The sequence below is a fragment of the Methylobacterium sp. WL120 genome (assembly GCF_008039465.1).
Classification (GTDB): Bacteria; Pseudomonadota; Alphaproteobacteria; order Rhizobiales; family Beijerinckiaceae; genus Methylobacterium; species Methylobacterium cerastii.
Genome location: NZ_VRUT01000028.1, coordinates 1 through 23220 on the forward strand (window position 1 = coordinate 1; position 23220 = coordinate 23220).

Here is a 23220-nt window from a genome sequence, read left to right on the forward strand (position 1 = left end):
GTGGCGGTGGTGGCGGGGCCTCAGGGCTCGGCGGCAACTTCTTCAACCCAGGCACCCAGGTGCCCGGCTGGTACGGCAAGGGGTCTGGTGGCGGCGGCGGCGGCAGTGATGCCTCCGGTGGCCCGGCCAAGTTCGGAATGGGCGCCCCTGGCGCTGCATTCGGAGCCAAGGCCCCAGGCATCGTCAAGAACCTGATGGCAGACTTCAATCTGACCAAGGAGCAGGCGGCCGGCATCGTCGGAAACCTGGGCCACGAGTCAGCGGGCTTCACGGCCTACCAGGAAGCCAACCCTCGGGGCGGCGGTCGTGGTGGAGCTGGTTGGGCTCAGTGGACCGGACCTCGTCGCCGGCAGTTCGAAGCGTGGGCGGCGGCCAAGGGTCTCGATCCGAAGTCGGACGCAGCAAGCTACGGCTTCCTCAAGCACGAGCTGAACACCACCGAAAGCGGTGCTCTGGCTGCGGTTCGCAAGCAGTCTTCGGTTCAGGGCGCGACTGTCGCCTTCGAGAACGGTTTCGAGCGCGCAGGCGTGAAGAACTGGGGCTCGCGGATGAAGTACGCCAACCAGGCGTTCGGATCCAACCTCAACGGCGTGCCGCAGGTTGCTTCGAACGACGCGATGGGCACCGTTCCTGTCAGCAACGCCACTGGCGCCGCTGCCAACGCTGTCGACATCGCCGGCAAGTACCTCGGCAAGAACGAGCACACGAACCGCCGAGAGCTGTCTCAGTTCGTCGGCCATGACGTTGCTGGAAACATCAACGCCTGGTGTGCTCGCTTCGTGAACTCGTCGCTTGAGGCTGCGGGAACGAAGGGCACCGGCTCGGCGATGGCGAACTCGTTCCTCCGTTGGGGGAAGGGAGTCGATGCCGACGCCGTTCAGAAGGGCGACGTCGCAGTCGAGCACCGAAACAAGGGCGTCAACGCAGGCGGCGGTCACGTCGGCATCGCAACCGGCAACAAGCGGATGCGAAACGGCGAGATGGAAATCGAGACGATCTCGGGCAACCACGGCGACGCGGTTGTCAAGGATTGGACGAAGGCCAGCAAGCTGGCGATCCGTCGTGATGCGAACGAGGCTTCTGCCAAGGCAGTGGCTGCGGTCAACAACACGGTGGGCGCCGCCAAGGCTGCTCAGAGCATCAACCTCGGCGACGGCATGACCAGCTCCGGCTGGAAGAAGGCCGGATCCGAAGGTGCTGCCGCAGGTGTTCCGCTGGGCTCGCCGGCTGAACGTGCTGCTGCTGGCGTCCCCATGCCTTCGGCTGGCTCCCCTGGAGCTGCTGGCAAGGCTGGTGGCGGTGGTCGCGGCGGTCCGGTCAACATCCACGTCAACGGCGCGGGTGAGAACCCCGAGGCCCTGGCAAACAAGGTCCAGCGTCGGGTCACCGAGGCTTGGAACCACCGGAGCCACGACCTTGAGCCCGAGCTGACGTAATCGTCGGCTTGCAAGCATGCAAAGAACCTGCAAATGAACCAAAACCTGATGAGCCTCGGGGAGCACTACTTCTTCTCCCCGAGGCCCGGCGAAGCCTCGCCTGGCTTCCAGACCATCGAACGGGACATGAGCTTCACCTGGGCCTCGCAGCCCCGGCTGTCGCGCTCCCCGGCGATGCAGTTCACCGGCCCCGGCGCCGACACCATCCAGGTCGAGGGCAAGCTGTTCCCGCATCTGTTCGGTGGCCTGAAGACGCTCGATGCACTCCGCGAGACGGGAGAAGCGGGAAAGCAGCTGATGCTTGCTCGCTACTACGTCCTGTCGAACCCAACCCAGTACGTCGGCGAGCGCATCGGCAAGTTCGTGATGACGCGCCTGCGTCGTCGAGAACTCAAGATCGGCGGTGACGGCCTGCCCATGTACATGGAGTTCAGTCTTGAGCTTCAGAAGTACGGCGACGACCCAGCCGAGGAGTTCAGCTTTACGTAATGGCGAAGTACATCACCAAGATGTTCGATCGCCTGGATAAGATCTGCGAGAAGCGATACGGCGATACTTCCAATAAGATCGTCGAATACGTGATGGAGCAGAACCCAGGCCTCGAAGACCACGGGATCGTCCTTCCGGCTGGCCTGATCGTCTTCATGCCGGACCGCCCTCGGGACAAGGCCGATCCAACTCCCGTCATCACCCAGATCCGTCTGTGGAACTGAGAAGCCTCTAAAATGGCCGACACCTTCACCCCCGTCTACAAGATCATGAAGGACGGGGCCGACATCACCAACCGGTTCAACGACCGGACAATCAGCATCCAGGTGATGTTGAAGGGTGGAGGTGGCGATTCCGATACCTGTGCCATCACCATCGACGATCGGGACTGGAAGGTCGCCGACGTCGAAGTGGGCGCGAACCTGGAGGTCTACCTTGGGTACAAGGAGATCGGCTACGCGCAGCAGGGCATCTTCAAGGTCATCACCGTCGACTACGAGATCAACCCCCGGCAGATCAAGATCACCGGCACGAGCGTGAATTTCGGCAGCACCGTCAAGGCGCCTGCCAACAAGTCCTACGAGGACAAGAAGCTCAGCGACATCCTTGGCGACATCGCCAAGAGCGCAGGCGCCGGGACCGCCATCGATTCCGAGCTTGGGGACATGAAGATCCCCTTCTTGAACCAGACCAGCAGCCCGCTGCACCTGATGCACGAGCTGGAACGCCGGTTCGGCGCGGTCGCGAAGTTCGAGAACAACAAGCTCGTCTTCAACAAGCGTGACGGCGGCGAGAGCACCTCTGGTCTTCGCACGCCACTCCTCGTCCTGCAGCCATGGAACGTGTCGTCGGGGTTCGTCCGGCACACGCAGCGCGGCGAGTTCAGCTCGGTCAAGGTCGGCTGGTTCGACGCCGACCACATCAAGAAGTTCGTCGAGCAGGCGACGCCCAACGCCCCGAGCAACGAGGACGGGTCGCCAGACGAGAACACCTTCCTCTCGGGCAAGATCGCCCGCAGCGAGGAAGAGGCCAAGGCGATGGCCAAGTCGCAGGTGTCGCAGCTCGCCCGGTCGATGGGCGAAGCGCACATGACCCTGTCGAAGGGTGATCCGTGGATCCGTGACCAGACGCAGCTGCTGATCAAGGGCTTCCGCTCGAAGATCGACGGCTCCTACGTCATCGACACAGTCACCCACACCTACGTCAAGGACCAGGGAATCGGCACCGAGATCCTGGCGAAGCCGCCCGGTGATGCCGGCGACTACACGAGCCTCGACGACGGCGAATTCAACAAGCTCGGGACCGGCGGTGTGGTCGGAGATGTCGGCCCGCAGCTCCCAGACCCAACCCAGGGTCCGATCGGGGGGACGCCTCCCGAACCACCAGAACCAGAACCCACGGTGCCGGATGTGCCGATCAACACCTGATCGGTCACTTGCAAGCATGCAAACAGGATGAAATCACCATGACCGCGTTCACCCGCGATCAGGTTCGCAAGTTCGCGCCCACGGCGCGGGCTGACCTGATCGAAGTCCTCGTCAACGGCGTCGACCTCCTCGAAGAGGCCGGCATCAACACGCCGCTGCGCCTGCAGCACTTCCTGGCCCAGGTTGCTACCGAGACCGGTGGCCTTCGCCAGATCGAGGAGAACCTGAACTACTCGGCCGAGCGCCTGCGTGCAGTCTGGCCGAGCCGGTTCCCGAACATCACGAGCGCCAAGCTCTACGCCCACAACCCGAAGAAGCTCGCCGCCAAGGTCTACGGCGGCCGGATGGGCAACAAGACCCCTGAGGACGCCTGGAATTACCGGGGCTCCGGCATGCTCCAGACGACCGGTCGGGAAAACTTCACCAGGGCCGGATACGCCGAGATCTACGAGACCCTCCGCACCCCGGATGGCTCGCTGCACGCGGCGCTGAAGTTCTGGACCGACAACAAGTGCAACACCTTCGCCGACCGTGACGATGTCGTCGGCCTGCGTCGACGCATCAACGGCGGCACCAACGGCCTGAACGAGGCCCGCACCTGGCTCGCAAAGGCCAAGAAGATCTTCGTGACGTTCGAGAGCGTCCCCGAGATCGGCGCGACCCGCCTTCCGAAGGCTCGGGTGATGGAGCTGCAGAACCAGCTTCTGCGTCTCGGGTACATCGAGCTGGGTCGGGCTGACGGTGACGTCGGCACCAAGACCGTCGGCGCGATCTCGATGTTCCAGGCTGAGAACGGCCTGACCGTCTCCGGCATGTTCGACGAGGACACTGCCCAGGCGCTCTACACGGCCGAGCCGCGCGAGATCAACCGCACGGGCGACGAGCCGACCGACCCGACCGTCAAGCGGGCCGCCAGCACCCTGAAGAACGGCGCTCTGGGTCTCGCCAGCGTGGCAGGTTTCACCGGCCTCGACCCACTGTCTGTCGCCGAGACAGCCAAGGGCTACGTCGATCGCGTCAAGGCGTTCGGTCTGCCGCTCGACTCCGTCCTGCACTACGCCGGCCAGCACTGGCTCATCCTGGTCGCTGTCGCGGCTGGCGGTGTCTACTACTACGGTCGTCGCATCGAGAAGGTGACGATGGAGCAGTTCCGCACCGGTCGGACGGCCTGATCATGATCAAGCTGTTCCTCGCCAGTCTCCCAGGTGGCGGCGTTCTCGTCGCCATCTGGAGCTTCCTGACTTCGACGATCGGCATGGTGCTGGTCGCCTCGGCAATCGCCTACGGGGCCGGATACTCGGCCGCCGATCACAAGGCAGACCTCAAGCGGCTCGAAGCCGAGGTCGCCACCCTGAAAGCTGACCAGCGTACCTCCGAAGGCGCCCGCATCCTTGCGGAGAAGCAGAGCGGATCCCTGGAAGCCAATCTCAGGCAAAACCAGGAGAAGTACGATGTTCTCAAAGCTGACTTGGCCAAGCGCCGGTCCGAAGCTGCGAAGAAGCCCGGCAGTCCGACTCGCGATTGTGGTCTCAGCAGCTCTGACCTTAACCGGCTGCGTGACATCGGGCGATAAGATCGCGGTTCGCGCGCTTCCTGCGGCTCCCTCCTACGCGCGACCGGTCTCGGTCGCAGATCCACGGCTCGGCGAGGATGCCCTCCTCGTCGCAGCCCGTGAGCGTATGGGGCGCTCGCAGGCAAACTGCGTCATCACCCATTTCCATGACTGGTACGAGCGGGTCCGAGCGGCATACGCGACCGGTGGCGACGCGACTGAGTTCACCAAAGAGGCGGAAGCCGTCTGCGGCAAGTTCAAGAGCAATAAGAAATAATGCCGGCACCGAACGGACCAGACATGAGCCCCGACCAGCAGTACGGCGTTATCGAACAGCGCTTTCGAAACATCGAAGGACAGGTCACAGACCTGAAGAGCAGCCTCTCGTCTCAGATCGCAACGATCGCGGCGAAGCTGGACGAACGCGGCAAGCCGCAGTGGCAGCTGATGGTCTCTGCCATCGGTGTCATGATGACCATCCTCATCGCACTCGGCGCTCTGATCTACATGCCGATCAAGGCCGAGCAGCTCAAAACTGACACGGAGATCACCCGCCTGCGTGAGCAGGTTGTTCCCCGGAGCGAGCATGACAGCCGGAACATGGCCTTCATCTCGGCCAACGAGAAGCTGGCAAACGCCATCGCGCGTCTCGACAGTCTGACCGCCTCGAAGGCTGAGGTCGAGGACAAGTTCAAGGCCTACGGTCTGCGTCGCGACGACTTCCAGAAGACCACCGACAACGCCATCGCGCGCCTTCAGAGGGATCTGGATGAGCTGCAGAAAGAGATCGTCCCGCGAGGCGAGCACGACAAGATCTGGCGCGGCTTCGAGCAGCGTGACGCTGACCTTCAGCGTCAGATCGACGAGACGAAGAAGGCCTACGAGGGAACCTTCTCCCTGCGAGACGCCCTGCAGCTCATGCAGAAGCGGATCGACAGCCTCGAATCGACCCCGTCCGGTAAGCGATAGCTTGCAAGTATGCAAGCCCCGTGCTAATGCAAATTATCACGAGGCTTGCAACTTTCAGGGTCACATGCCGACACCATTGCTCCCCGACACCGAACGCCAGCGCCGCATGACCGCGATCGAAGATCGCCTGCGCGACGGCTACACCCCGCTCAACGTGCGAGGCGGGAAGGGGGCCGCAGCGCATGCAGCCTACAACGCCGATGGCGTGAACTACCACCGGTGGATCCGCTCGGAAGAGCGTGAGGACGCCGCCGGCCGGCCATCCTTCATCCCGGACTGGTCCCTCTACACGGGCGACACGACGTCGACCTCGGCGAAAGCCGTCACGGTCCGTCAGCCCGACAACTCCCCCACACCCCAAGAACACGCGAAAACCCGCGCCCGCATCCTGGCACTCGAAGTCACCGAGATGGTGACCCGCTCGAAGTTCCCGGTGATCAACCCGGAAGCCATCATCATCGACAGCCACCTGTCGCGGAAGTACGACCGCCTGACCGGCGCCTACCACGATGTCGAAGGCACGCCGCGCACCTGGCTCAGCGACACACTGATGGTCGCGCCGATCCCGGAGAGCGCCAACCGGAAGTTCCTGTTCACGGCAGCGCAGAACGATGCGCCGCTGCACGAGGAGTTCTGGGAGAACCTCCAGGCCTACGCCCGCTACATCGACGCCGAGATCGTGGTCGGCCCCTTCACCTATGAGACGCAGTGGTGGTCGGAGAACAACCCGCTCGCCCGCGCCTACGATCCCGAGCTGTCGGAGCACCTCTGCTTCGGCCAGATGGAGATCGGTGACAACTTCATCTTCGCAGGTGAGATGAACACCCTGCCGACGGCCTCCCAGCCGATCTCGGACCTGACGACCTACTCGCGCAACCGGTGGGCGGTGTTCCCGCACGCCAAGCGCCAGCTCAAGAGCGTGCCGTCCACCGACCCGACCGTGCAGGCGCACCAGGTGATGACCACCGGCTGCGTGACGCGCCCGAAGGTGATCCCGCGCAAGGCCGGCGTGAAGAGCCTGTTCCACCAGGTGATCGGCGCCGTGCTCGTCGAGTTCGATGAGGATGGCCGGATCTTCGCCCGCCAGATCACCGCCAAGGAGGACGGATCCTTCTACGACCTAACGAACCGCGTGTCCGACGGTGGAATGATCACAGGGCCGCACCGGGTCAAGGCGGTGGTGGCCGGCGACCTCCACCTGCGCAAGATCCAGAACGCCAACGCCATGGCGACCTTCGGCTTCGACCTGACCGGCTCGGGCATCCGCTACCACGGCAGTCTGATCGACGTGCTCCGGCCGGAGTACCTGATGCTGCACGACGTGTTCGACAACGAGACGCGCAACCACCACAGCGCCAACGATCCTGGTCACGGCTACGAGATGCACATCCGAGGTCGCACCAGCATCCTGTCGGAGATCGTGCAGACCGGCTACTTTCTTGAGAAGGTCGCCAACGACGAGCGTGAAGTCGTTGTCGTCGAGGCGAACCACGACCTTGGGCTCGACCGCTACGTCCGCGAAGGCCGCTACCGGAACGACCCGCCGAACATCCGTCTTGGCCTGAAGCTAGAAGACGCCATGCTGGAGCACCGCACAGCGGTCGCCATAGCCCTCGACGCCGAAGAGGCACCACCGCGCTTCTCGCTGCTCGAACACGCCATACGGGGCGCTGTGGGCGATCTGAAGGGTGTCTCGTGGGCCTACAGCGGCTACAGCCGCCTGGTGGATGGGATCGAGGTCGGTCACCACGGCCACTTGGGCACGAACGGCTCGAAGGGCGGGGTGAAGGCCTTCGCCAGAACCGGCCGCAAGATGTCGGTCGCCCACCTGCACTCGCCGGAGATCGACGAGGGCGTCTACGTCGCCGGGGCGATGGCTTTGCAGCACGGCTATAACAAGGGACCGTCGAGCTGGGCCGTCAGCCACATCGTCCAGTACGCTGATGGCTCCAGGACGATCATCACCATGCAAGATGCCCGCTGGAGAGCACAGAAGCCCCGCTTCTCCGTCCCCGCCCGCGTCGCCGCCTGATCGAGGACTTGCAAGCATGCAAATTGACGAAGATCGGAAGCTCTGGGAGAGCAACCGAGAAAAGGCACGGAGATCGAGAGTATCTTCATTCTGGTGCGGAGCCTGTGACGCCACCCACGTCTGGGCTGGCCAGAAGTGTCCAAACTGCGGATCCCGATCAAGCGGCAAGGTGCGCAACAAGCCCGGAAAAGACGACTGACGCTCACGCAAAGGCTTGCAAGAATGCAAATTCCCAACTGGCCCTTCGGGGCAATGAAGCCGAACAGCTACGGGATGATCATGGCGGATCCCCCGTGGCGCTTCGCCACCCGGTCCGAGAAGGGCAGGGGGCGTTCGGCCGAGCAGCACTACGACACGATGACCCTCGACGAGATCAAGGCGCTGCCGGTGCGCGACCTCGTGCGGAAGGAGGGCGCCTTCCTGTGGCTCTGGGGCACGGCGCCGATGGATCAGATGACCCATGAGGTCATGGAAGCCTGGGGCTTCCACTACGTCACGCAGGGCGTCTGGGTGAAGACGACGAAGGCAGGCAAGCCCAACATGGGCACCGGCTACGTCCTCAGGAACTCGCACGAGCCGTACCTGATCGGCCGGATGGGGAAGGCCAAGGCGATGTCGCGATCGGTCCGCAGTGCCATCCTCTCGCCCCGCCGAGAGCACTCCCGGAAGCCCGAGCAGGCCTACGCCGACGCCCAGCTGCTGTCGGGTGACGTGCCGCGCGCCGACCTGTTTTCGAGGCAGTCACGGCCTGGCTGGGACAGCTGGGGGAACGAGGCTCAGCGGTTCGATCTGCCACTTGCAGCTTGACTGCAACTTGCAGGAATGCAAATGTCACCGATCACGGAGAAGCCCATGCAAGCCCGCATTTTCATGAACACGAAGGTCGCCGTCTCCCACATCCACGCCGGCCTGTTCAACTACGACGTGGTGACCCGCACGTACCAGAACGAGGACGGCAAGCTCGTCGTGATGGACGACTGGATCAGGGACGAGCACCAGCACGAGGAGGACTCGCCGACAGCGCAGGCATCGATCGCACGAGATGTCGAGCGCCAGCGTCGGATCGCGGATGTCGAAGCGTTCCGAAAGGCAGTCGCATGATGCGCGCGATCGGGTTGTCCGGCTTCGCTGGTAGCGGCAAGACCGCCGCCGCCCTCTACATCCAGGAGAAGTACGGCTTCGAGCGCCGGCACATTGCCGAGCCGCTGCGGGCCATGTTGGCGGTCCTGATGCGCGCCAACGGCATCTCGGACGAGATGATCGACCGCTACCTCGTCGGAGATCTCAAGGACGGCGTGGTGATCCCGGAGTTCGGCCGGACCTCGCGCGAGATGCAGATCTCGATCGGCACCGAGTGGGGCAGGGAGCACGTCGGCCCGAACCTCTGGGTCGACACCTGGCACCGGGGCATCAAGCCGGGCGACAAGGTGATGAACGACTCCGTGCGCTTCCCCAACGAGGAGGCGGCCATCCAGGGCGACGAGGGAATCACCCTCCTGATCCGGCGAGACGGCACCGGCCCGGCCGCCTTCAAGTGGGGCTGGTTCGGCAAGGCACTCTACCGGGCCACGGGTCTGATGTGGGGTGTCCACGACTCCGAGCGGGTCGATCGCCTGAACCCGACCTTCGTCATCGAGAACGACGGGACTCTGGAGGATCTCTACCGCGAGATCGACATGGCCATGCAGGATACCCGTGGCGTCGTTCTGATCGGCCAGGATCCTGCGGAAGCGGCGGCTCTCTTGGCCATCACCTACGCGGCGTTCGCCCGATGAAGCAGTCCCGGTGGATGAGCCTGATGGAGGCGGTGGCGAACAACGTCATCGCCTTCGTGATCTCGGTGGCCGCCAACCAGCTGGTGCTGCCACTGTTCGGCCTCACGGTCTCCCTGGCACAGAGCATCGGCATCACGGTGTTCTTCACGGTCATCAGCATCATCAGGAGCTACGTCGTCAGACGCATCTTCGATGGCTTGCTGCCACGCTGACAAGCAAAAGGGCCACCCTCACGGGCGGCCCTTTTTCGTTACGCGATGGCTACGGATCTGATGCCTGGCGTGTTCTTCAGCAGCGAGAGCATCGCGGGCGTCACCCCGTAGAGTCCTGGCAGCTTCGTCTCGGCCTCGAACCCATCGACCTTCACCGTCACCGGGACCGAGCCCCAGGTGGCCTTGATGATCTGCAGGCCGTCCATCTCGGCCGGATCCACAGTCACCCGCAGGCCCTTCAGCCCATCCGCCACAGCGCCGTCGAGCGGCTTGCAGGAGCGGATGCGGACCTTCACGTCCTCACCGTCGAGGTTGGCGCTGACGTTGGCGGTGATCGCCATGCCCGGCTCCAGGATGGAGCGGAACTTGTCGAGCTGGTCGGAGAACAGGATGGCCTCGTACTGGCCGGACTGATCCGACAGGGTGACGATCCCGAGCTTCTTGCCGGTCTTGGTCCGCTTCTCCTCACGGTTGATCACCACCGCCGCCATCCGCCCGTTGTCGGCGCCAGCGTGAACGGCGGCCTTGAGCCCGGCCCAGGTCCAGAACCCCATGTCCGCGAGCACGTCGCCGTACTCGTCGAGCGGGTGACCCGTCAGGAACGAGCCGAGGGCGTCGTACTCGTTCTGCAGTCGCATCGGCCCGGTCCAGGGCATGAACGCCGGGATCTGCAGGATCACCGGAGCTTGCTCGACGCTGAACAGGTCGTTGGTGGCCGTGCCCTTCTTCACCCGACGCTGGGCGAACTCGACCATGCCAGCGACCGCTGCTGCGGCGCGAGCCCGGTCCGGCTCGATGCTGTCTAAAGCACCAGCCGACACCAGCCGCTCCATCACCCGCTTGTTCAGCAGGCGAGGGGAGATGCGGTGCGCGAGGTCGCCGAGATCCGCGAACGGCTTGTCGCCCCGCATCACAGCCACTTCCTCGGCCGCCGTGATGCCAACGCCCTTGATCGCCGCCAGCGCGTACCGGATCACGCCGTCGTTGACCTCGAACGTCGCGCCGGACCGGTTCAGCGAAGGCGGCTCGACCAGGATGCCGAGATCCTTCGCGTCCTGCCGGAATTCCGAGAGCTTGTCGGTGTTGTCCATTTCCATGGTCATGGACGCCGCCAGGAACTCGGTCGGGTAGTGCGCCTTGAGGAAGGCGGTCTGGTAGGTGATCAGGGCGTAGGCGGCGGCGTGGGACTTGTTGAAGCCGTAGTCGGCGAACTTGGCCAGAAGGTCGAAGATCTCCTGGGCGTGGTCGTAGTCGAGACCGCGCTCGACCGAGCCTCGCACGAAGCGATCCCGCTGCGCGTCCATCTCGGCCTTGATCTTCTTGCCCATGGCGCGGCGCAGAAGGTCGGCGTCTCCGAGGGAGTAGCCGGCCAGAACCTTCGCCACCTCCATCACCTGCTCCTGGTAGACGATGATGCCGAACGTCTCGCTCAGCACCGACTCCAGCTTCGGGTGCGGATACCACTCGGCCTTGTTGTCGTCGTCGCGCCCGAGCTTCCGATCGCAGTAGAGCGGGATGTTGGCCATCGGGCCGGGGCGGTACAGCGCCACCAGGGCGATGATGTCCTCCAGCCGATCCGCCTCCATCTCCACCAGCGCCTTGCGCATGCCGGCCGACTCCACCTGGAACACGCCGAGCACCTCAGCCCGCCGCATCATCTCGAACGTCCGCTTGTCGTCGAGCGGGATCGTCGAGATGTCGATCTCGATGCCGCGCTTGGCCACGAGGTCGATCGCCCGACGGATCACGGTCAGGGTCTTGAGCCCGAGGAAGTCGAACTTCACGAGCCCGGCCGGCTCGACCCACTTCATGTTGAACTGGGTCACCCGCATCCCGGTCTTCGGGTCGCGGTACATCGGAACGAGCTGCTCCAGCGGACGGTCGCCGATGACGACGCCGGCCGCGTGCGTGGAGGCGTGGCGGTGCAGGCCTTCGAGACGCTTCGAGATCTCCATGAGCTTGTCGACGCCGGGCTCGGTGTCGATCGCCTCCTGCAGCTTCGGCTCGATCTTGATCGCCTCGGCGAGCTTCACGGGCTTGGCCGGGTTGTTCGGCACCATCTGCGAGAGACGGTTCACCAGGCCGTAGGGCAGCTCCAGGACGCGGCCCACGTCGTTCAGCACGCCGCGAGCGAGCAGCGTGCCGAAGGTGATGATCTGGGCGACGTTGCCGTGCCCGTAGCGATCCTGGACGTACTCGATCACCCGCTGCCGGCCATCGACGCAGAAGTCGACGTCGAAGTCGGGCATCGAGACGCGCTCCGGGTTCAGGAAGCGCTCGAACAGCAGGCCCCAGCGCAGCGGATCCAGATCGGTGATCAGCAGCGACCACGCCACGACCGAGCCGGCGCCCGAGCCACGGCCGGGGCCGACGGGGATCCCGTTGTCCTTGGCCCACTTGATGAAGTCGGACACGATCAGGAAGTAGCCGGGGAAGCCCATCTTCGTGATCACCTCGACCTCGTAGGCGAGGCGGTCGCGGTACTGCTGCGCGGTGAAGCCGTCGGCCGGGCCGTGCTTCTCCAGGCGGAACTCCAGGCCTTCCTCAGCCTGACGCTTCAGATCCTCGGCCTCGTTGCCTTCGCCGAACGACGGCAGGATCGGCTTGCGGGTCCGAACCCGGTACGAGCACCGTTGCGCGATCTCGACCGTGGCGGCGAGCGCGTCAGGCAGATCCTCGAACAGCTTCTGCATCTGTGCGCGGGTCTTGAACGAGAACCGGCTGTTGATGCGGCGGCGGTTGTCGGAAGCCACGATGGTGCCGGCCGAGAGGGCAAGCAGCGCGTCGTGCGCCTCGTAGTCCTCGGCCTTCGGGAAGAACGGCTCGTTGGTGGCCACGATCGACACGCCGCGAGCGTCGGCCATCTCGATCATCGCCTTCTCGGCGACGTCCTGGCCGGGGAAGCCCTGGCGCTGGATCTCGACATACAGGTTGCTGGTGCCGTAGATCGCCAGGAGAGCGTCCAGGTGGGCTTCGGCGACATCTCGCTTATCACCGCGCAGGGGCTTGCTCAGCGGGCCTGTGAGGCCGCCTGTGAGGCAGATCAGACCGTCGCTATGAGCTGCAAGGTCGGCCACAGCCACCATCGGGTCGTCGCCGAGCGGAACGCCGAAGTACGCCTGGCTGGCGAGCGCCATCAGGTTGATGTAGCCGGCCTCGTTCTTTGCGAGCAGCACGATGTCGAACGTGGCCGGACGCGGATCCTTCAGGCCGGGGTTGTAGGCGTCGAACGCCAGCGAGACATGGATGCCGGGGATCGGCTGTATGCCGGACCCCGACGCCTTCTCCGAGAATTCGAGCGCGCCGAACATGTTGTTGGAGTCGGTGAGCGCCATCGCCGGCTGGCCGTCTTCGGCCGCGAGCTTGATCAGGTCGGCGACCTTGTTGGCGCTCTCCAGGAGCGAGTAGGACGAGTGGACGTGGAGGTGGACGAAGTCGACGCTGGTCACTGTGTCAGTCCCTCATTTTCCATCACGCCAGCGATCAGAGCCTCGTCGAGGATGCTCGCGTACTCGATGTTCATCTCGATGATGCCGGTCACCGCATCCCAGGTGACGACCGGCTTGGCTTCGATGCCCCAACGGGCTTTGAGCTGCTTGCAGTAGGCCCGGCCGATCCCGAGAACCTGACCCTCAAGATCCCAGCTGTGCCGCTTGCCAACGTAGCGGGTGGCCTGCCGGGTGTACTCGGTCGACAGGGCGCGTAACGTGAGGTCGTGCTCACTCACTCGCGGCCTCGTAGATTTTGAGCGTCTCCTGGATCACGAAGGCCCAGGCTTCGTCGCGCTCACGGATGCGCGCGGCGATGAGAGCGTCAATGGCCTCCACGATCGCCTCGCTCGACTCGATGTCGAACGGGGCCAGGCTGAAGGCGCTGCGGCTCTGGCGCAGAGCCTGAGACAGCGCCATCGACCGAGCGTTGGCTTCGTGAGCAGCACGAGACAGTGCGCTGGTCATAGGTTCATCCTCAGGCAACGAGTGCGAAGGCGGCTTCTCCGAGCAGGGAATCGGATGATGCCGGTGCCCATCCGAGCTTCCTCGGATCGGTCTGGAAGATCTGGTTGCTGTAGAACTGCAACGTGATCTGGTGCGTCAGCTCGATGTCGATCTCATCGGGCAAGCTCGACTTGCCTTGTGCGAACCGCATCGAGTCCATGATCTCTTCGAGGCGCTGCGAGACCTTCTTGTAGTGGACCTCGCCCTGCTTCACCTTGCGTAGGAAATCCGCATCCGGTCTGGGGAACGTCAGCTCGCCCGTCTGGAGACGCTCGATGGCCTGGTTGCCGACGCGAATGGCGTGCGACAGCGCCTTCCAGTCGATGCCTTCGTTCTCTTCGGCCGCCCTGGTGCGCTCGCCGTAGTTCTCGAAGATCCGCGTCAGGACGGCGTGGGTCTGGCCCAGGCTGTTGCCGAACGGCAGCTTCCGATCGCAGACCTCCCAGTGCCACTGGGTGACGCCGGACGGGTGCGGAATTCCGACGACGCTGCTGTGCTCGTTGGCGTCGGCAAAATCGGAGATCGCCTTGTAGTGCTGACCGAGGCCGGAGATGGACCCGTAGAGCCGGATCCAGCTCTCGACCCAGCTGATCGCCAGCTTGACGGTCGCCATACGGGATCCCTTGACCCCGTACTTGTTCGCCTGCCGGTGCATGTAGCCGAGGTCGCCGTCGATGTTCTTCGTGATGAACCGGTCCCGGTAGCCGAGGACGGTGCGCCACTCGGGCGTGACTTCGAGGATGTGCGTCTCGGGCGTGAAGAGCATCTCCACCGCCATCGAGTCCGAGCCTTCCAGCAGCTTGAAGAACCGGTGCAGGGCGTTCGACTCGTAGTCGACGTCATCGGACGTGTTCTTGGCGGTCCGATCCTCCTTCGTGTTCTCCTTGATGTGATCCACCTTCTTGTGGAGCAGCATCTCGATCGGATCGGGCAGGTGGACGCCCTTGTAGTCGGTGTCGGATTCCGGGGTGTTCGTCCCGTAGAGGCGCGACCCAAACAGGGTCTTGACGATCGTTTTCATGCCCTGTCCTTATTGCATCGAATTTGCATGCTTGCAAGTCAGGAGCCCGAGGAATCGAACTCCGACATCTTCATCCCGAGCTTCTCGCGCCACTCCCGAGCAGCCGGGAGCAGGCTCTTGTCGACCACCTTGGCGAGGTCAGGCTGGTTGATCGCCTGGACCAGCAGCGCGTCGGCGAGGCGTGACTGGCACACCTCGTTCTTCGTGGGCACGCAGGACGCCGTCATCTCCTGCCGGAGGGAGAAGAGGTCGGTGTCCGGTCCGAACACCACCTCGATCTCGTCACGCGGGATGGTGCTCTCCAGCCCGCACTTCAGGCAGACGATGCGGACATCGGGGAGGGGCCATTCCGCGATCTTCATGCAGCACACCCGCAGATCTGGCTGGGGTCGGTCCCAACCTCTTCCTCGATCCAAAGATCGTCCGGCTCGTTCACCGATCGCCAGCGTCCGGTCCGGCTGTTGAACAGGTCGATCACGATGCCCTTCTGGAGCATGTTGGCGACCGCCCAGCGCATGTTCTGCGCCCAGCGTGCCGGCACCTTGCGATCATGCGCCACCACCCGAGAGATCCCCTTTTGGATGATCTTCGAGGCGCAGCTGCAGCACGGCGGCAGGCCGGAGACGAAGAGGGTGTAGCCGACCATCGAGTGATCCCGGCTGTTCAGGATCGCGTTCTCTTCCGCGTGGATCACGGTGGCGATCTTGTAGTCGCGGTCGAGGTAGAGGTGCGGGCTGTCGTCGAGCCCAGCCGGGAAGCCGTTGAAGCCTTCCCCTGCGGTGGTGTTGTCGGGCCGGACCAGGACGGCTCCGACCTTCGACGACGGATCCTTGGAGTAGGTCGCGACCACCGCTGCCCGGTCGAGGAACCGATGATCCCATTTCCCGAGCCAGGGCTCGTCGAAACCGCTGATCGCCATCGCTTCGCCGCTCATCGAACTGCCTTTCGCACTGCCGAGCCGATGTACCCGCCCTTGGGGGTGTCAAAGCTCTTGCCTTCGAGGTGGTTGAAGCCGTCCGAGTCCATGTACGCGGGCAGCTTTGTGACACGGCCTTCGGCGATGGCCTGCGAGATCAGCTCGGCGTCCGAGATCGTACTGCCGGCGGCCCGCAAGTCGGCGAAGGCCCGGATCTTCTGCCGCTTCTCGTTGAAGTGGTTGACGCCAGGGAGGACTGGCTTCTTCGGGGTGACGACCGGCTCGGGGTCGGTCGGAAGCTCTGGCTCGGGTTCGGGCAGCGCCTGGGCGAAGGTGTCGGCATCAGGCTTCGGGTTGCCGCGACCGCCCCGGTACTGGTGGGTGCTCACCAGGCCGATCTGGTCCATGACCTTCTTGACCTTGACGTTGTTCCACCACTTGCCGGTGACCGCCGGGATCTGCTGGATGTGCAGCTGCACCGCGATGGCGTTCGCGGTGGTGTGGCCCGCCTCGTAGAGCTGCTTCACCCGCGCCTCGATCGACAAGTCCTGCGTCGGCGCGTCGACCTTCACGCTCTGCAAAGGGCCGAGCGGCGCGACCGCATCGGGAAGCGGCGGGATGAACAGGACGTCGGGATCCAGGTTCACCTTGAAACGAGGTGGCTCGCGAAGCTCGATCTGCTTCAAGATCGCGGGAAGGTCGGCGAATGTGGCTTGCTTGGTGTTTCGCGCGATCGTTTCCAACGCCGTGGCGATGCGATCGACGTTTGCGAAGAACGGTGTCAGGTCCATTTGCATTGTCTCCTGAGTCGAATTAGCATACCTGCAAGTGCGACCGAATAGCAAGATCTTTCGGCACCTCGATCACCCGCACCCGAGACAGCCTTGCGCGGTCGATCATGTCCTGTGTCCCAGGACCGCCCTTGAAGGCCACGACCGCGTGCGGCGCCCACCGACGCAGCATCTCTTCGTTGCGGATCGGACCGGCTGCGTTCTTCCACCTGCGCCAGTCAGCCGGCACGGTGTCGTAGTCGACGCCTCGGGTGAGCGCCCATTCCTCTCCGAACCAGTCAGCACCGCCGACCAACAAGCCGGTGTCGTCGTAGGTCCGCTGCCCGCCCTCGATTACGAAGTCGATCGGCTCGATGTGAACGTCGATCCAGTCCAAGGCTCGAAAGGCCAGGTCGCGGTCGGTGAAGTCCCGGCCGCCGCAGACGATGATCCTCATGATCGCCACCCCGCTGGAAGCATGCAGTTCTCCGGCGCGTCCTTGAAGAAGGGCGCGATCTCGTCGTCGTCGTAGCCGGCCAGCCCACATCCAATGCGAGTTACAAAGAAGCGCAGCTGTGGATTATCGATTGCGAACTCGACGAATCGGATGACGTGCCATTCGATCCGGTCGAGGCTCAGTGTGGCGATTCTCTCGTCCTTGGTCGGGATGCCGTAGGATTGGCCCTGGAGGCCCTCTCCTTGGCCGGGGATGGCTCCGTGGCGACGGACGGCAGTCAGAGCCGCTCCCTTGCCGTGGCGGCCCGCCAGGTTCGATCCGAACACGAAGATCGTGCCGGTCGGCGGTGTCGGGAACTGGATGACGGTCACATCTCCTCCGAGCTTTTTGCATGCCTGCATGCAGATGGGGGACGAAACAAATCCGACCAGATCGCCAGTGACGATCCGGGTCGGATGAAAGTGTCTGGGTAAGGTGTCTGGGTTGGGAGGCTGCGGGTCTCTGACACCCGCTAAGTCATTGAAATCATTTGGCTGGGGGACCTGGATTCGAACCAGGACCAGAGGAGTCAGAGTCCACCGTTCTACCGTTAAACTATCCCCCACCGAAGGTACGGAGGCCGCCTGCGATCCGGGCCGGCGGGAAGCCGGCGACCGCTCGGGAGGGGTCCGTCGTTCGGGAGCGCTCCCGTTAAGGGGAAAGCGCGGATCGGTCAACAGGGTTCGGCCGCGCTTTCGCGATTCCGGCTCGGCCCCATCCGCCGGCGCGGCGGTGCGAGGATCGCCGCGAAATCCCACAACCCTTTGGATTTGTAGGTTTGCCCCAGCGCGGTGCGTTGCGTTCGTGCGCACGTTCGACAATATTCCAGCGCCCGGGCCGGGGCCCGACACTTCGGGCCGCAGAGCCCGCGACGGCGCCACAAGGCGCCGCGACAGAAGAAACGCCCGGATCGGGATACGGAGGAAACAGCCATGAGACTGACGACGCGCGCGTTCGTCGGCGCCCTGCTCGGCGCGACCGCACTGGCCACGCTCGGCGCCCTGCCGTCCCAGGCCGCAGACCCGATCAAGATCGGCGTGACCGGCCCCTATACCGGCGGCTCCTCCGCCATGGGCGTCTCGATGCGCGACGGCGCGCGCCTGGCGGCCGCCGAGATCAACAAGGCCGGCGGCGTGCTCGGCCGGCAGATCCAGCTCGTCGAGCGCGACGACGAGGCCAAGAACGAGGTCGGCGCCCAGGTGGCGCAGGAGCTCATCAGCAAGGAGAAGGTCGTCGCGACCCTGGGCTTCGTCAACACCGGCGTGGCGCTCGCTGCGCAGCGCTTCTACCAGGAAGCCGAGATCCCGGTGTTCAACAACGTCGCCACCGGCACGATCATCACCAACCAGTTCAAGGCGCCGGACTACGACAGCAACTACGTCTTCCGGAACTCGGCCTACGACGTGCTCCAGGCCGGCATGATGGTCGACGAGGCCGTCGCGCAGGGCCACAAGAAGATCGCCATCCTCGCCGACTCGACCAATTACGGCCAGCTCGGCCGCGAGGACATCGAGAAGTACCTCGGCGCCAAGGGCGTGAAGCCGGTCGTGGTCGAGAAGTTCAACATCAAGGACGTCGACATGACGGCCCAGCTGCTGAAGGCCCAGCAGGCCGGCGCCGACGTGATCCTCGCCTACGGCATCGGGCCGGAGCTGGCGCAGATCGCCAACGGCATGGCCAAGCTCGGCTGGAAGGTACCGATGATCACCTCGTGGCCGGCCTCGATGCAGAGCTTCATCGACATCGCCGGCGCCAACGGCAACGGCGTGGTGATGCCGCAGACCTTCATCGAGGACAAGACGCTGCCCAAGCGCAAGGCCTTCCTCGAGGAATACTACAAGACCTACGGCGTGACGAAGATCCCGACCCCGGTCGCCGGCGCGCAGGGCTACGACTCGGTGTTCCTGATCGCCGCCGCGATCAAGCAGGCCGGCTCAACCGACGGGCCGAAGATCCGCGAGGCGCTGGAAAACCTGAAGGAGAAGGTCGAGGGCGTGGTGACGACCTACGACAAGCCCTTCACCGCCGCCGACCACAACGCGATCTCGCGCAACATGGTCGTGTTCGGGAAGGTGCAGGACGGCAAGATCGTCTACGCCAAGGACGCGGACGCCAAGAACGCGGGCGTCGTGCGCGTGAAGGAAAAGTCCTCCAACTGACGAATCCCGCCGCTCGCGCGGGATGAACCAAAGCCGCCGGAACGCTGACCCCAAGCGTCCGGCGGCGCGCGGCCTTCGGGCCGGTCCTCGCCGCGATCGCGAGCGGTCGCGGCGCGCGCCTCCCGCACGGGGGAGGGGACCCGCGCCGGCACGGAACCGGAACCGGGCGGCATGAACGAAAAGACCTTCACGGACGGGCGCGGGTGACACGATGACCATCTTCCTGCAGCTCATCGCCTCCGGCGTCGCGGTCGGCATGATCTACGCCGCCATCGCCTTCGGCTACCAGCTCACCTTCGCCACCTCGAAGACGCTGAACTTCGGGCAGGGCGAGGCGCTGGCGCTCGGCGCCCTGTTCGGCCTCACGCTGGCGCCGTTCACCGGCTACTGGCTGATGATCCCGCTGGTGCTGGTCTTCGGCTTCGCGCTCGGCGCCGTCGTCGAGCGCCTCGGCGTGCGCCCGGCGGTGAAGATCAAGTCCGAGTACGGGTGGATCATGGCCACCATCGCGCTCGGCATCATCTTCCGGAACCTCGCCGAGAACATCTGGGGCCGCGACGACCTCAAGTTCCCCTCGCCGCTGCCCGAGGAGGCGCTCCAGCTCGGCGGCATCCGCATGCTGCCGATGGAGCTGCTGATCATCGCCGGCGCGCTGCTGATGATGCTCGCGGTCGAGATCTTCAATCGCAAGTCGATCTGGGGCAAGGCGGTGATCGCCACCTCGAACGACATCGACGCCGCCGGCCTGATGGGCATCAACACCAAGCGCGTCATCACGCTGTCCTACTCGATCAGCGCGATGACGGCGGCATTCGCCGGCGTGCTCGTCGCCCCGGTCACCCTCACCGGCGCCACCATGGGCGCGGTGCTGGCGCTCAAGGCCTTCGCGGTGGCGATCATCGGCGGCCTCGAATCCGGCCTCGGCGTCATCGTCGGCGGCCTGATCCTCGGCGTCGCCGAGACGCTGACCGGCTTCTACATCTCCACCGGCTACAAGGACGTGCCGGGCCTGATCCTGCTCCTCGTCGTGCTGTCGATCCGCCCCGTGGGGCTGTTCGGCAAGGCCGTGATCAAGAAAGTCTGAGCCGATGGCGCAATCCACCTTCGCGCCCGCCGCGGCCCCGGCGCCCTCGGCCTCCGCCGGGATCGGCCGGCATGTCGGCGCGCTCGGCGCCGTGCTCCTCGTGATGTTCCTCGCCGCCTTCCCGCACGTGGTCACGAGCAGCTACTACATCCACCTGCTGCTGGTGATTGCGATCTACGCGATCCTGATCCTCGGACTCGACATCGTCGTCGGCTATACCGGCCAGGTCAGCCTTGGCCATGCCGGCCTGTTCGGCGTCGGCGCCTACGCGGCGGCCGTGCTGTTCCTGCATTTCAAGCTCGGGATTTGGTGGGGGCTCCTCGCCGGAATCGGCGTCACCTCCGCCTTCGGCCTGCTGCTCGCGGTGCCGGCCTTGCGGGTCACCGGCCCGTACCTCGCCATGGTGACGCTCGCCTTCGGCACCATCGTCCAGATCTTCATCAACGAGCTGACGCCGATCACCAACGGGCCGCTCGGCATCACCCTGCCGCCGGCCCGCGTTATCGACTTCGCGATGTTCGGCATCACCCCGCCCTGGGGCGCGGCCGGCCGCAAGCTCGAATTCTACTATCTCGTCTGCGCCTGCCTGCTGGTGACGATCGTGGTGGTGAACCGCATCGTGCGCTCGCCGTTCGGGCGCGCCTTCGAGGCGCTGCGCGACTCGCCGATCGCCTGCGACTGCATGGGCGTCAGCGTCTACCGCTACAAGGTCTACGCCTTCGTGGTCTCGGCGGCGCTCGCGGGCCTCGCCGGCGCGCTGTTCGCCTGGTCGGAGCGCTACGTCGCGCCGAACTCCTACGGCTTCGAGCTCACCGTGCTGTTCCTGCTCGCGGTGACGATGGGCGGCCGGAAGTCGCGGGCAGGACCCCTGATCGGGTCGGCCATCATCGTGATGATGCCCAACATCCTGGCCGACATCGACCTCGTGCGGATCATGGCCGGTCTCATCGCCGCGGTGGCCCTCGTCGTCGGCATCCAGGCCTTCGTGCGGAAGGCCGAGAACCGCTTCGCCATCCTCGTGCCGGTGGTGCTCTGCATCCTGTTCCTGCCGGCGACGCTGGCGCTGCAATCGGTCACCGACTTCAGGCTCAGCGTGTTCGGCCTGCTGATCCTGTTCGTCGTCTACTACCTGCCCGACGGCATCGTCGGCTTCCTGCGCGAGAAGATCCCGGCGCTCCGCCCGGCCCACACCGCGGAGGGCAAGGCGCTCTCGGCCGACGGCGACGCGCTCATCGCGCAGCGCGGCAAGGCCGCCAGGACCGAGCCGCTGCTCAAGGTCGAGCAGGCCCTGATGCAGTTCGGCGGCCTGAAGGCGCTGGCCGGCATCGACCTGTCGGTGAAGCCCGGTACGATCCACGGGCTGATCGGCCCGAACGGCTCGGGCAAGAGCACGATGATGAACGTGCTCACCGGCATCTACAAACCCACCGCCGGGTCGGTGACCCTGGCCGCCGCCGGCAGCGCCGCCAAGCGCCTCGACGGGCGCACGCCCTCCGAGATCGCGCTGTCCGGCGTCGCCCGCACCTTCCAGAACGTCCAGCTCTTCCGCGAGATGACGGCCCTGGAGAACGTACTCGTCGGCCTGCACCACGCTTTCCACGGCACGATCTTCGACGCGATCCTCGGCACGCCGCGGCGCAAGCGCGAGGAACGCGAGGCCCGCACCCGCGCCATGGCGATCCTCGACTTCATGGGGCTGGCGAGCCTCGCGCAGGTCGAGGCCCGCAACCTGCCCTACGGCAAGCAGCGCCTGCTCGAGATCGGCCGCGCGCTGGCGCTCGATCCCGTGCTGTTGTTGCTCGACGAACCCGCCGCCGGCCTGACCGCTCCCGACATCGCGGACCTCACCGCGATCATCCGCAAGATCCGCGACGCCGGCATCACCGTCATCCTGATCGAGCACCACATGGACGTGGTGATGGGCCTGTGCGACCGCGTCAGCGTGCTCGATTTCGGGCACAAGATCGCCGAGGGCGGCGCCCGCGAGGTGCAGGCCGACCCGAAGGTGATCGAGGCCTATCTCGGCGCCCCCGACGACATGGGCGGCACGGCCAGTGATGCTGGCAAGGACGCCGGCAAAGATGCCGGCAGGGAGCCAGCCCATGCTTGAGGTCGCCAACCTGTCGGCCGGCTACGGCCAGATCGAGGTCCTGCACGGGCTGTCGTTCCAGGTGCCGAAGGGCAAGGTCGTTACGCTGATCGGCTCGAACGGGGCCGGCAAGACCACGACGATGCGGGCGCTCTCGGGCATGATCCAGCCGCGTTCGGGCTCGATCAAGCTCGCCGGCCGAGAGATCTCGGGCCTCGACAGCCACGACGTGGCGCGGGCTGGCCTCGCCCACTCGCCGGAGGGACGCCGGGTGTTCCCGACGCTGTCGGTCGAGGACAACCTGACGCTCGGCGCCTTCCCGCGGCTCACCGGCTCGCGGCCGAAGGGCGACGTCGCCGCCGACCGCGAACGCGCCTACGCGCTGTTCCCGCGGCTCAAGGAGCGCCGGCTGCAACTCGCCGGCACGCTGTCGGGCGGCGAGCAGCAGATGCTCGCCATGGGCCGCGCCCTGATGCTGCGCCCCGACATCCTGCTGCTGGACGAGCCCTCGATGGGCTTGGCGCCGAAGCTCGTCGAGGAGGTGTTCCGCATCATCCGCCGGCTCAAGGAGGAGCAGGTGACGATGCTGCTCGTCGAGCAGTTCGCCATGGCGGCTCTGGGCGTGGCCGACTACGGCTACGTCCTCGAGAACGGCCGCATCCGGTTCCAGGGGCCGGCCGCCCAGCTCAAGAGCGATCCGGCGGTGCGGGCGGCCTATCTCGGCGGCGACCACTGATCGCGCCCCTCCGGGCGTCCGCTCGGATCGCGCCCGCCCGGGCGCCCGCTTGGCAATCCGGG

The 23220-nt window shown here is 65.2% G+C and carries 25 protein-coding genes and 1 tRNA gene; 16 read left to right on the forward strand and 10 right to left on the reverse strand.

Annotated elements, in window-relative coordinates; genetic code table 11:
• From FV229_RS27315 to FV229_RS08045, 12 genes are all read left to right on the forward strand, one after another.
• The coding region (locus FV229_RS27315; protein ID WP_187275091.1) for a phage tail tip lysozyme at window positions 1-1436 on the forward strand (1436 nt) is incomplete at its 5' end.
• 33 nt (window positions 1437-1469) lie between these two features.
• Window positions 1470-1925 (forward strand): phage tail protein, encoded by a 456-nt coding sequence (locus FV229_RS07995; protein WP_147751455.1) that lies wholly within the window; start codon window positions 1470-1472, stop codon window positions 1923-1925.
• Window positions 1925-2149: a tail protein X gene (locus FV229_RS08000; protein ID WP_147751456.1), complete on the forward strand. Its 225-nt coding sequence runs from the start codon at window positions 1925-1927 to the stop codon at window positions 2147-2149. Before FV229_RS07995 ends, FV229_RS08000 begins: the two co-directional genes overlap by 1 nt.
• A gap of 12 nt (window positions 2150-2161) precedes the next feature.
• On the forward strand, window positions 2162-3352 hold the full coding sequence (locus FV229_RS08005) for a hypothetical protein (RefSeq protein WP_147751457.1): 1191 nt from the start codon (window positions 2162-2164) through the stop codon (window positions 3350-3352).
• 38 nt (window positions 3353-3390) lie between these two features.
• Window positions 3391-4524, forward strand: coding sequence for a peptidoglycan-binding protein (locus FV229_RS08010; protein WP_147751458.1), 1134 nt, complete (start codon window positions 3391-3393; stop codon window positions 4522-4524).
• A gap of 2 nt (window positions 4525-4526) precedes the next feature.
• Complete coding sequence (locus FV229_RS08015; protein ID WP_147751459.1) at window positions 4527-4925, forward strand: hypothetical protein; 399 nt, start codon at window positions 4527-4529, stop codon at window positions 4923-4925.
• 279 nt (window positions 4926-5204) lie between these two features.
• A complete protein-coding gene (locus FV229_RS08020; RefSeq protein ID WP_147751460.1) occupies window positions 5205-5873 on the forward strand; it encodes a hypothetical protein in 669 nt (222 codons plus the stop codon).
• A gap of 106 nt (window positions 5874-5979) precedes the next feature.
• On the forward strand, window positions 5980-7905 hold the full coding sequence (locus tag FV229_RS08025) for a hypothetical protein (RefSeq protein WP_147751461.1): 1926 nt from the start codon (window positions 5980-5982) through the stop codon (window positions 7903-7905).
• Window positions 7906-8184: 279 nt separating this feature from the next.
• A complete protein-coding gene (locus tag FV229_RS08030; RefSeq protein WP_246688103.1) occupies window positions 8185-8712 on the forward strand; it encodes an MT-A70 family methyltransferase in 528 nt (175 codons plus the stop codon).
• Between the two features lie 45 nt (window positions 8713-8757).
• A complete protein-coding gene (locus FV229_RS08035; protein WP_147751463.1) occupies window positions 8758-9006 on the forward strand; it encodes a hypothetical protein in 249 nt (82 codons plus the stop codon).
• Window positions 9003-9680 (forward strand): hypothetical protein, encoded by a 678-nt coding sequence (locus FV229_RS08040; RefSeq protein WP_147751464.1) that lies wholly within the window; start codon window positions 9003-9005, stop codon window positions 9678-9680. The genes FV229_RS08035 and FV229_RS08040 overlap by 4 nt, the downstream gene beginning before the upstream one ends.
• Entirely contained in the window at window positions 9677-9892 is a 216-nt protein-coding gene (locus tag FV229_RS08045) for a hypothetical protein (protein ID WP_147751465.1), read from the forward strand. The genes FV229_RS08040 and FV229_RS08045 overlap by 4 nt, the downstream gene beginning before the upstream one ends.
• Window positions 9893-9930: 38 nt before the next feature.
• Here the strand turns inward: FV229_RS08045 and dnaE are convergent, their stop codons facing one another.
• From dnaE to FV229_RS08095, 10 genes are all read right to left on the reverse strand, one after another.
• Entirely contained in the window at window positions 9931-13341 is a 3411-nt protein-coding gene (gene dnaE, locus FV229_RS08050) for a DNA polymerase III subunit alpha (protein ID WP_147751466.1), read from the reverse strand.
• On the reverse strand, window positions 13338-13619 hold the full coding sequence (locus FV229_RS08055) for a hypothetical protein (protein WP_147751467.1): 282 nt from the start codon (window positions 13617-13619) through the stop codon (window positions 13338-13340). Before FV229_RS08055 ends, dnaE begins: the two co-directional genes overlap by 4 nt.
• Complete coding sequence (locus FV229_RS08060; protein ID WP_147751468.1) at window positions 13612-13848, reverse strand: hypothetical protein; 237 nt, start codon at window positions 13846-13848, stop codon at window positions 13612-13614. Before FV229_RS08060 ends, FV229_RS08055 begins: the two co-directional genes overlap by 8 nt.
• A gap of 10 nt (window positions 13849-13858) precedes the next feature.
• Window positions 13859-14908 (reverse strand): nucleotidyltransferase domain-containing protein, encoded by a 1050-nt coding sequence (locus FV229_RS08065; RefSeq protein WP_147751469.1) that lies wholly within the window; start codon window positions 14906-14908, stop codon window positions 13859-13861.
• A gap of 38 nt (window positions 14909-14946) precedes the next feature.
• Window positions 14947-15270 (reverse strand): hypothetical protein, encoded by a 324-nt coding sequence (locus FV229_RS08070; protein WP_147751470.1) that lies wholly within the window; start codon window positions 15268-15270, stop codon window positions 14947-14949.
• Window positions 15267-15842, reverse strand: a complete 576-nt coding sequence (locus tag FV229_RS08075; RefSeq protein ID WP_147751471.1) for a CMP deaminase — start codon at window positions 15840-15842, stop codon at window positions 15267-15269. Before FV229_RS08075 ends, FV229_RS08070 begins: the two co-directional genes overlap by 4 nt.
• On the reverse strand, window positions 15839-16669 hold the full coding sequence (locus tag FV229_RS08080) for a hypothetical protein (RefSeq protein ID WP_147751472.1): 831 nt from the start codon (window positions 16667-16669) through the stop codon (window positions 15839-15841). Before FV229_RS08080 ends, FV229_RS08075 begins: the two co-directional genes overlap by 4 nt.
• Window positions 16638-17051, reverse strand: coding sequence for a DUF2493 domain-containing protein (locus FV229_RS08085; RefSeq protein WP_187275092.1), 414 nt, complete (start codon window positions 17049-17051; stop codon window positions 16638-16640). Before FV229_RS08085 ends, FV229_RS08080 begins: the two co-directional genes overlap by 32 nt.
• Window positions 17048-17422: a hypothetical protein gene (locus tag FV229_RS08090; RefSeq protein WP_246688104.1), complete on the reverse strand. Its 375-nt coding sequence runs from the start codon at window positions 17420-17422 to the stop codon at window positions 17048-17050. The genes FV229_RS08085 and FV229_RS08090 overlap by 4 nt, the downstream gene beginning before the upstream one ends.
• Window positions 17423-17581: 159 nt before the next feature.
• Window positions 17582-17655 (reverse strand) — tRNA-Gln (locus tag FV229_RS08095).
• Between the two features lie 367 nt (window positions 17656-18022).
• On the opposite strand from FV229_RS08095, the gene FV229_RS08100 reads away from it, so the two are divergent.
• The 4 genes from FV229_RS08100 to FV229_RS08115 all read left to right on the forward strand — a co-directional run bounded on the left by FV229_RS08100 (window position 18023) and on the right by FV229_RS08115 (window position 23158).
• Window positions 18023-19249, forward strand: coding sequence for an ABC transporter substrate-binding protein (locus FV229_RS08100; protein WP_147751474.1), 1227 nt, complete (start codon window positions 18023-18025; stop codon window positions 19247-19249).
• Window positions 19250-19460: 211 nt separating this feature from the next.
• Window positions 19461-20333, forward strand: coding sequence for a branched-chain amino acid ABC transporter permease (locus tag FV229_RS08105; RefSeq protein WP_147751475.1), 873 nt, complete (start codon window positions 19461-19463; stop codon window positions 20331-20333).
• Between the two features lie 4 nt (window positions 20334-20337).
• Window positions 20338-22443: a branched-chain amino acid ABC transporter ATP-binding protein/permease gene (locus tag FV229_RS08110; RefSeq protein WP_147751476.1), complete on the forward strand. Its 2106-nt coding sequence runs from the start codon at window positions 20338-20340 to the stop codon at window positions 22441-22443.
• Complete coding sequence (locus tag FV229_RS08115) at window positions 22436-23158, forward strand: ABC transporter ATP-binding protein (protein WP_147751477.1); 723 nt, start codon at window positions 22436-22438, stop codon at window positions 23156-23158. Before FV229_RS08110 ends, FV229_RS08115 begins: the two co-directional genes overlap by 8 nt.
• Window positions 23159-23220: the final 62 nt, after the last annotated feature.

Bases quoted from the DNA above. Each gene is read 5' to 3' on its own strand.
- FV229_RS07995 (WP_147751455.1), top strand. From the start codon at position 1,470: ATGAACCAAAACCTGATGAGCCTCGGGGAGCACTACTTCTTCTCCCCG.
- FV229_RS08000 (WP_147751456.1), top strand. From the start codon at position 1,925: ATGGCGAAGTACATCACCAAGATGTTCGATCGCCTGGATAAGATCTGC.
- FV229_RS08005 (WP_147751457.1), top strand. From the start codon at position 2,162: ATGGCCGACACCTTCACCCCCGTCTACAAGATCATGAAGGACGGGGCC.
- FV229_RS08010 (WP_147751458.1), top strand. From the start codon at position 3,391: ATGACCGCGTTCACCCGCGATCAGGTTCGCAAGTTCGCGCCCACGGCG.
- FV229_RS08015 (WP_147751459.1), top strand. From the start codon at position 4,527: ATGATCAAGCTGTTCCTCGCCAGTCTCCCAGGTGGCGGCGTTCTCGTC.
- FV229_RS08020 (WP_147751460.1), top strand. From the start codon at position 5,205: ATGAGCCCCGACCAGCAGTACGGCGTTATCGAACAGCGCTTTCGAAAC.
- FV229_RS08025 (WP_147751461.1), top strand. From the start codon at position 5,980: ATGACCGCGATCGAAGATCGCCTGCGCGACGGCTACACCCCGCTCAAC.
- FV229_RS08030 (WP_246688103.1), top strand. From the start codon at position 8,185: ATGGCGGATCCCCCGTGGCGCTTCGCCACCCGGTCCGAGAAGGGCAGG.
- FV229_RS08035 (WP_147751463.1), top strand. From the start codon at position 8,758: ATGCAAGCCCGCATTTTCATGAACACGAAGGTCGCCGTCTCCCACATC.
- FV229_RS08040 (WP_147751464.1), top strand. From the start codon at position 9,003: ATGATGCGCGCGATCGGGTTGTCCGGCTTCGCTGGTAGCGGCAAGACC.
- FV229_RS08045 (WP_147751465.1), top strand. From the start codon at position 9,677: ATGAAGCAGTCCCGGTGGATGAGCCTGATGGAGGCGGTGGCGAACAAC.
- FV229_RS08060 (WP_147751468.1), bottom strand. From the start codon at position 13,848: ATGACCAGCGCACTGTCTCGTGCTGCTCACGAAGCCAACGCTCGGTCG.
- FV229_RS08065 (WP_147751469.1), bottom strand. From the start codon at position 14,908: ATGAAAACGATCGTCAAGACCCTGTTTGGGTCGCGCCTCTACGGGACG.
- FV229_RS08070 (WP_147751470.1), bottom strand. From the start codon at position 15,270: ATGAAGATCGCGGAATGGCCCCTCCCCGATGTCCGCATCGTCTGCCTG.
- FV229_RS08075 (WP_147751471.1), bottom strand. From the start codon at position 15,842: ATGAGCGGCGAAGCGATGGCGATCAGCGGTTTCGACGAGCCCTGGCTC.
- FV229_RS08085 (WP_187275092.1), bottom strand. From the start codon at position 17,051: ATGAGGATCATCGTCTGCGGCGGCCGGGACTTCACCGACCGCGACCTG.
- FV229_RS08100 (WP_147751474.1), top strand. From the start codon at position 18,023: ATGAGACTGACGACGCGCGCGTTCGTCGGCGCCCTGCTCGGCGCGACC.
- FV229_RS08105 (WP_147751475.1), top strand. From the start codon at position 19,461: ATGACCATCTTCCTGCAGCTCATCGCCTCCGGCGTCGCGGTCGGCATG.
- FV229_RS08110 (WP_147751476.1), top strand. From the start codon at position 20,338: ATGGCGCAATCCACCTTCGCGCCCGCCGCGGCCCCGGCGCCCTCGGCC.
- FV229_RS08115 (WP_147751477.1), top strand. From the start codon at position 22,436: ATGCTTGAGGTCGCCAACCTGTCGGCCGGCTACGGCCAGATCGAGGTC.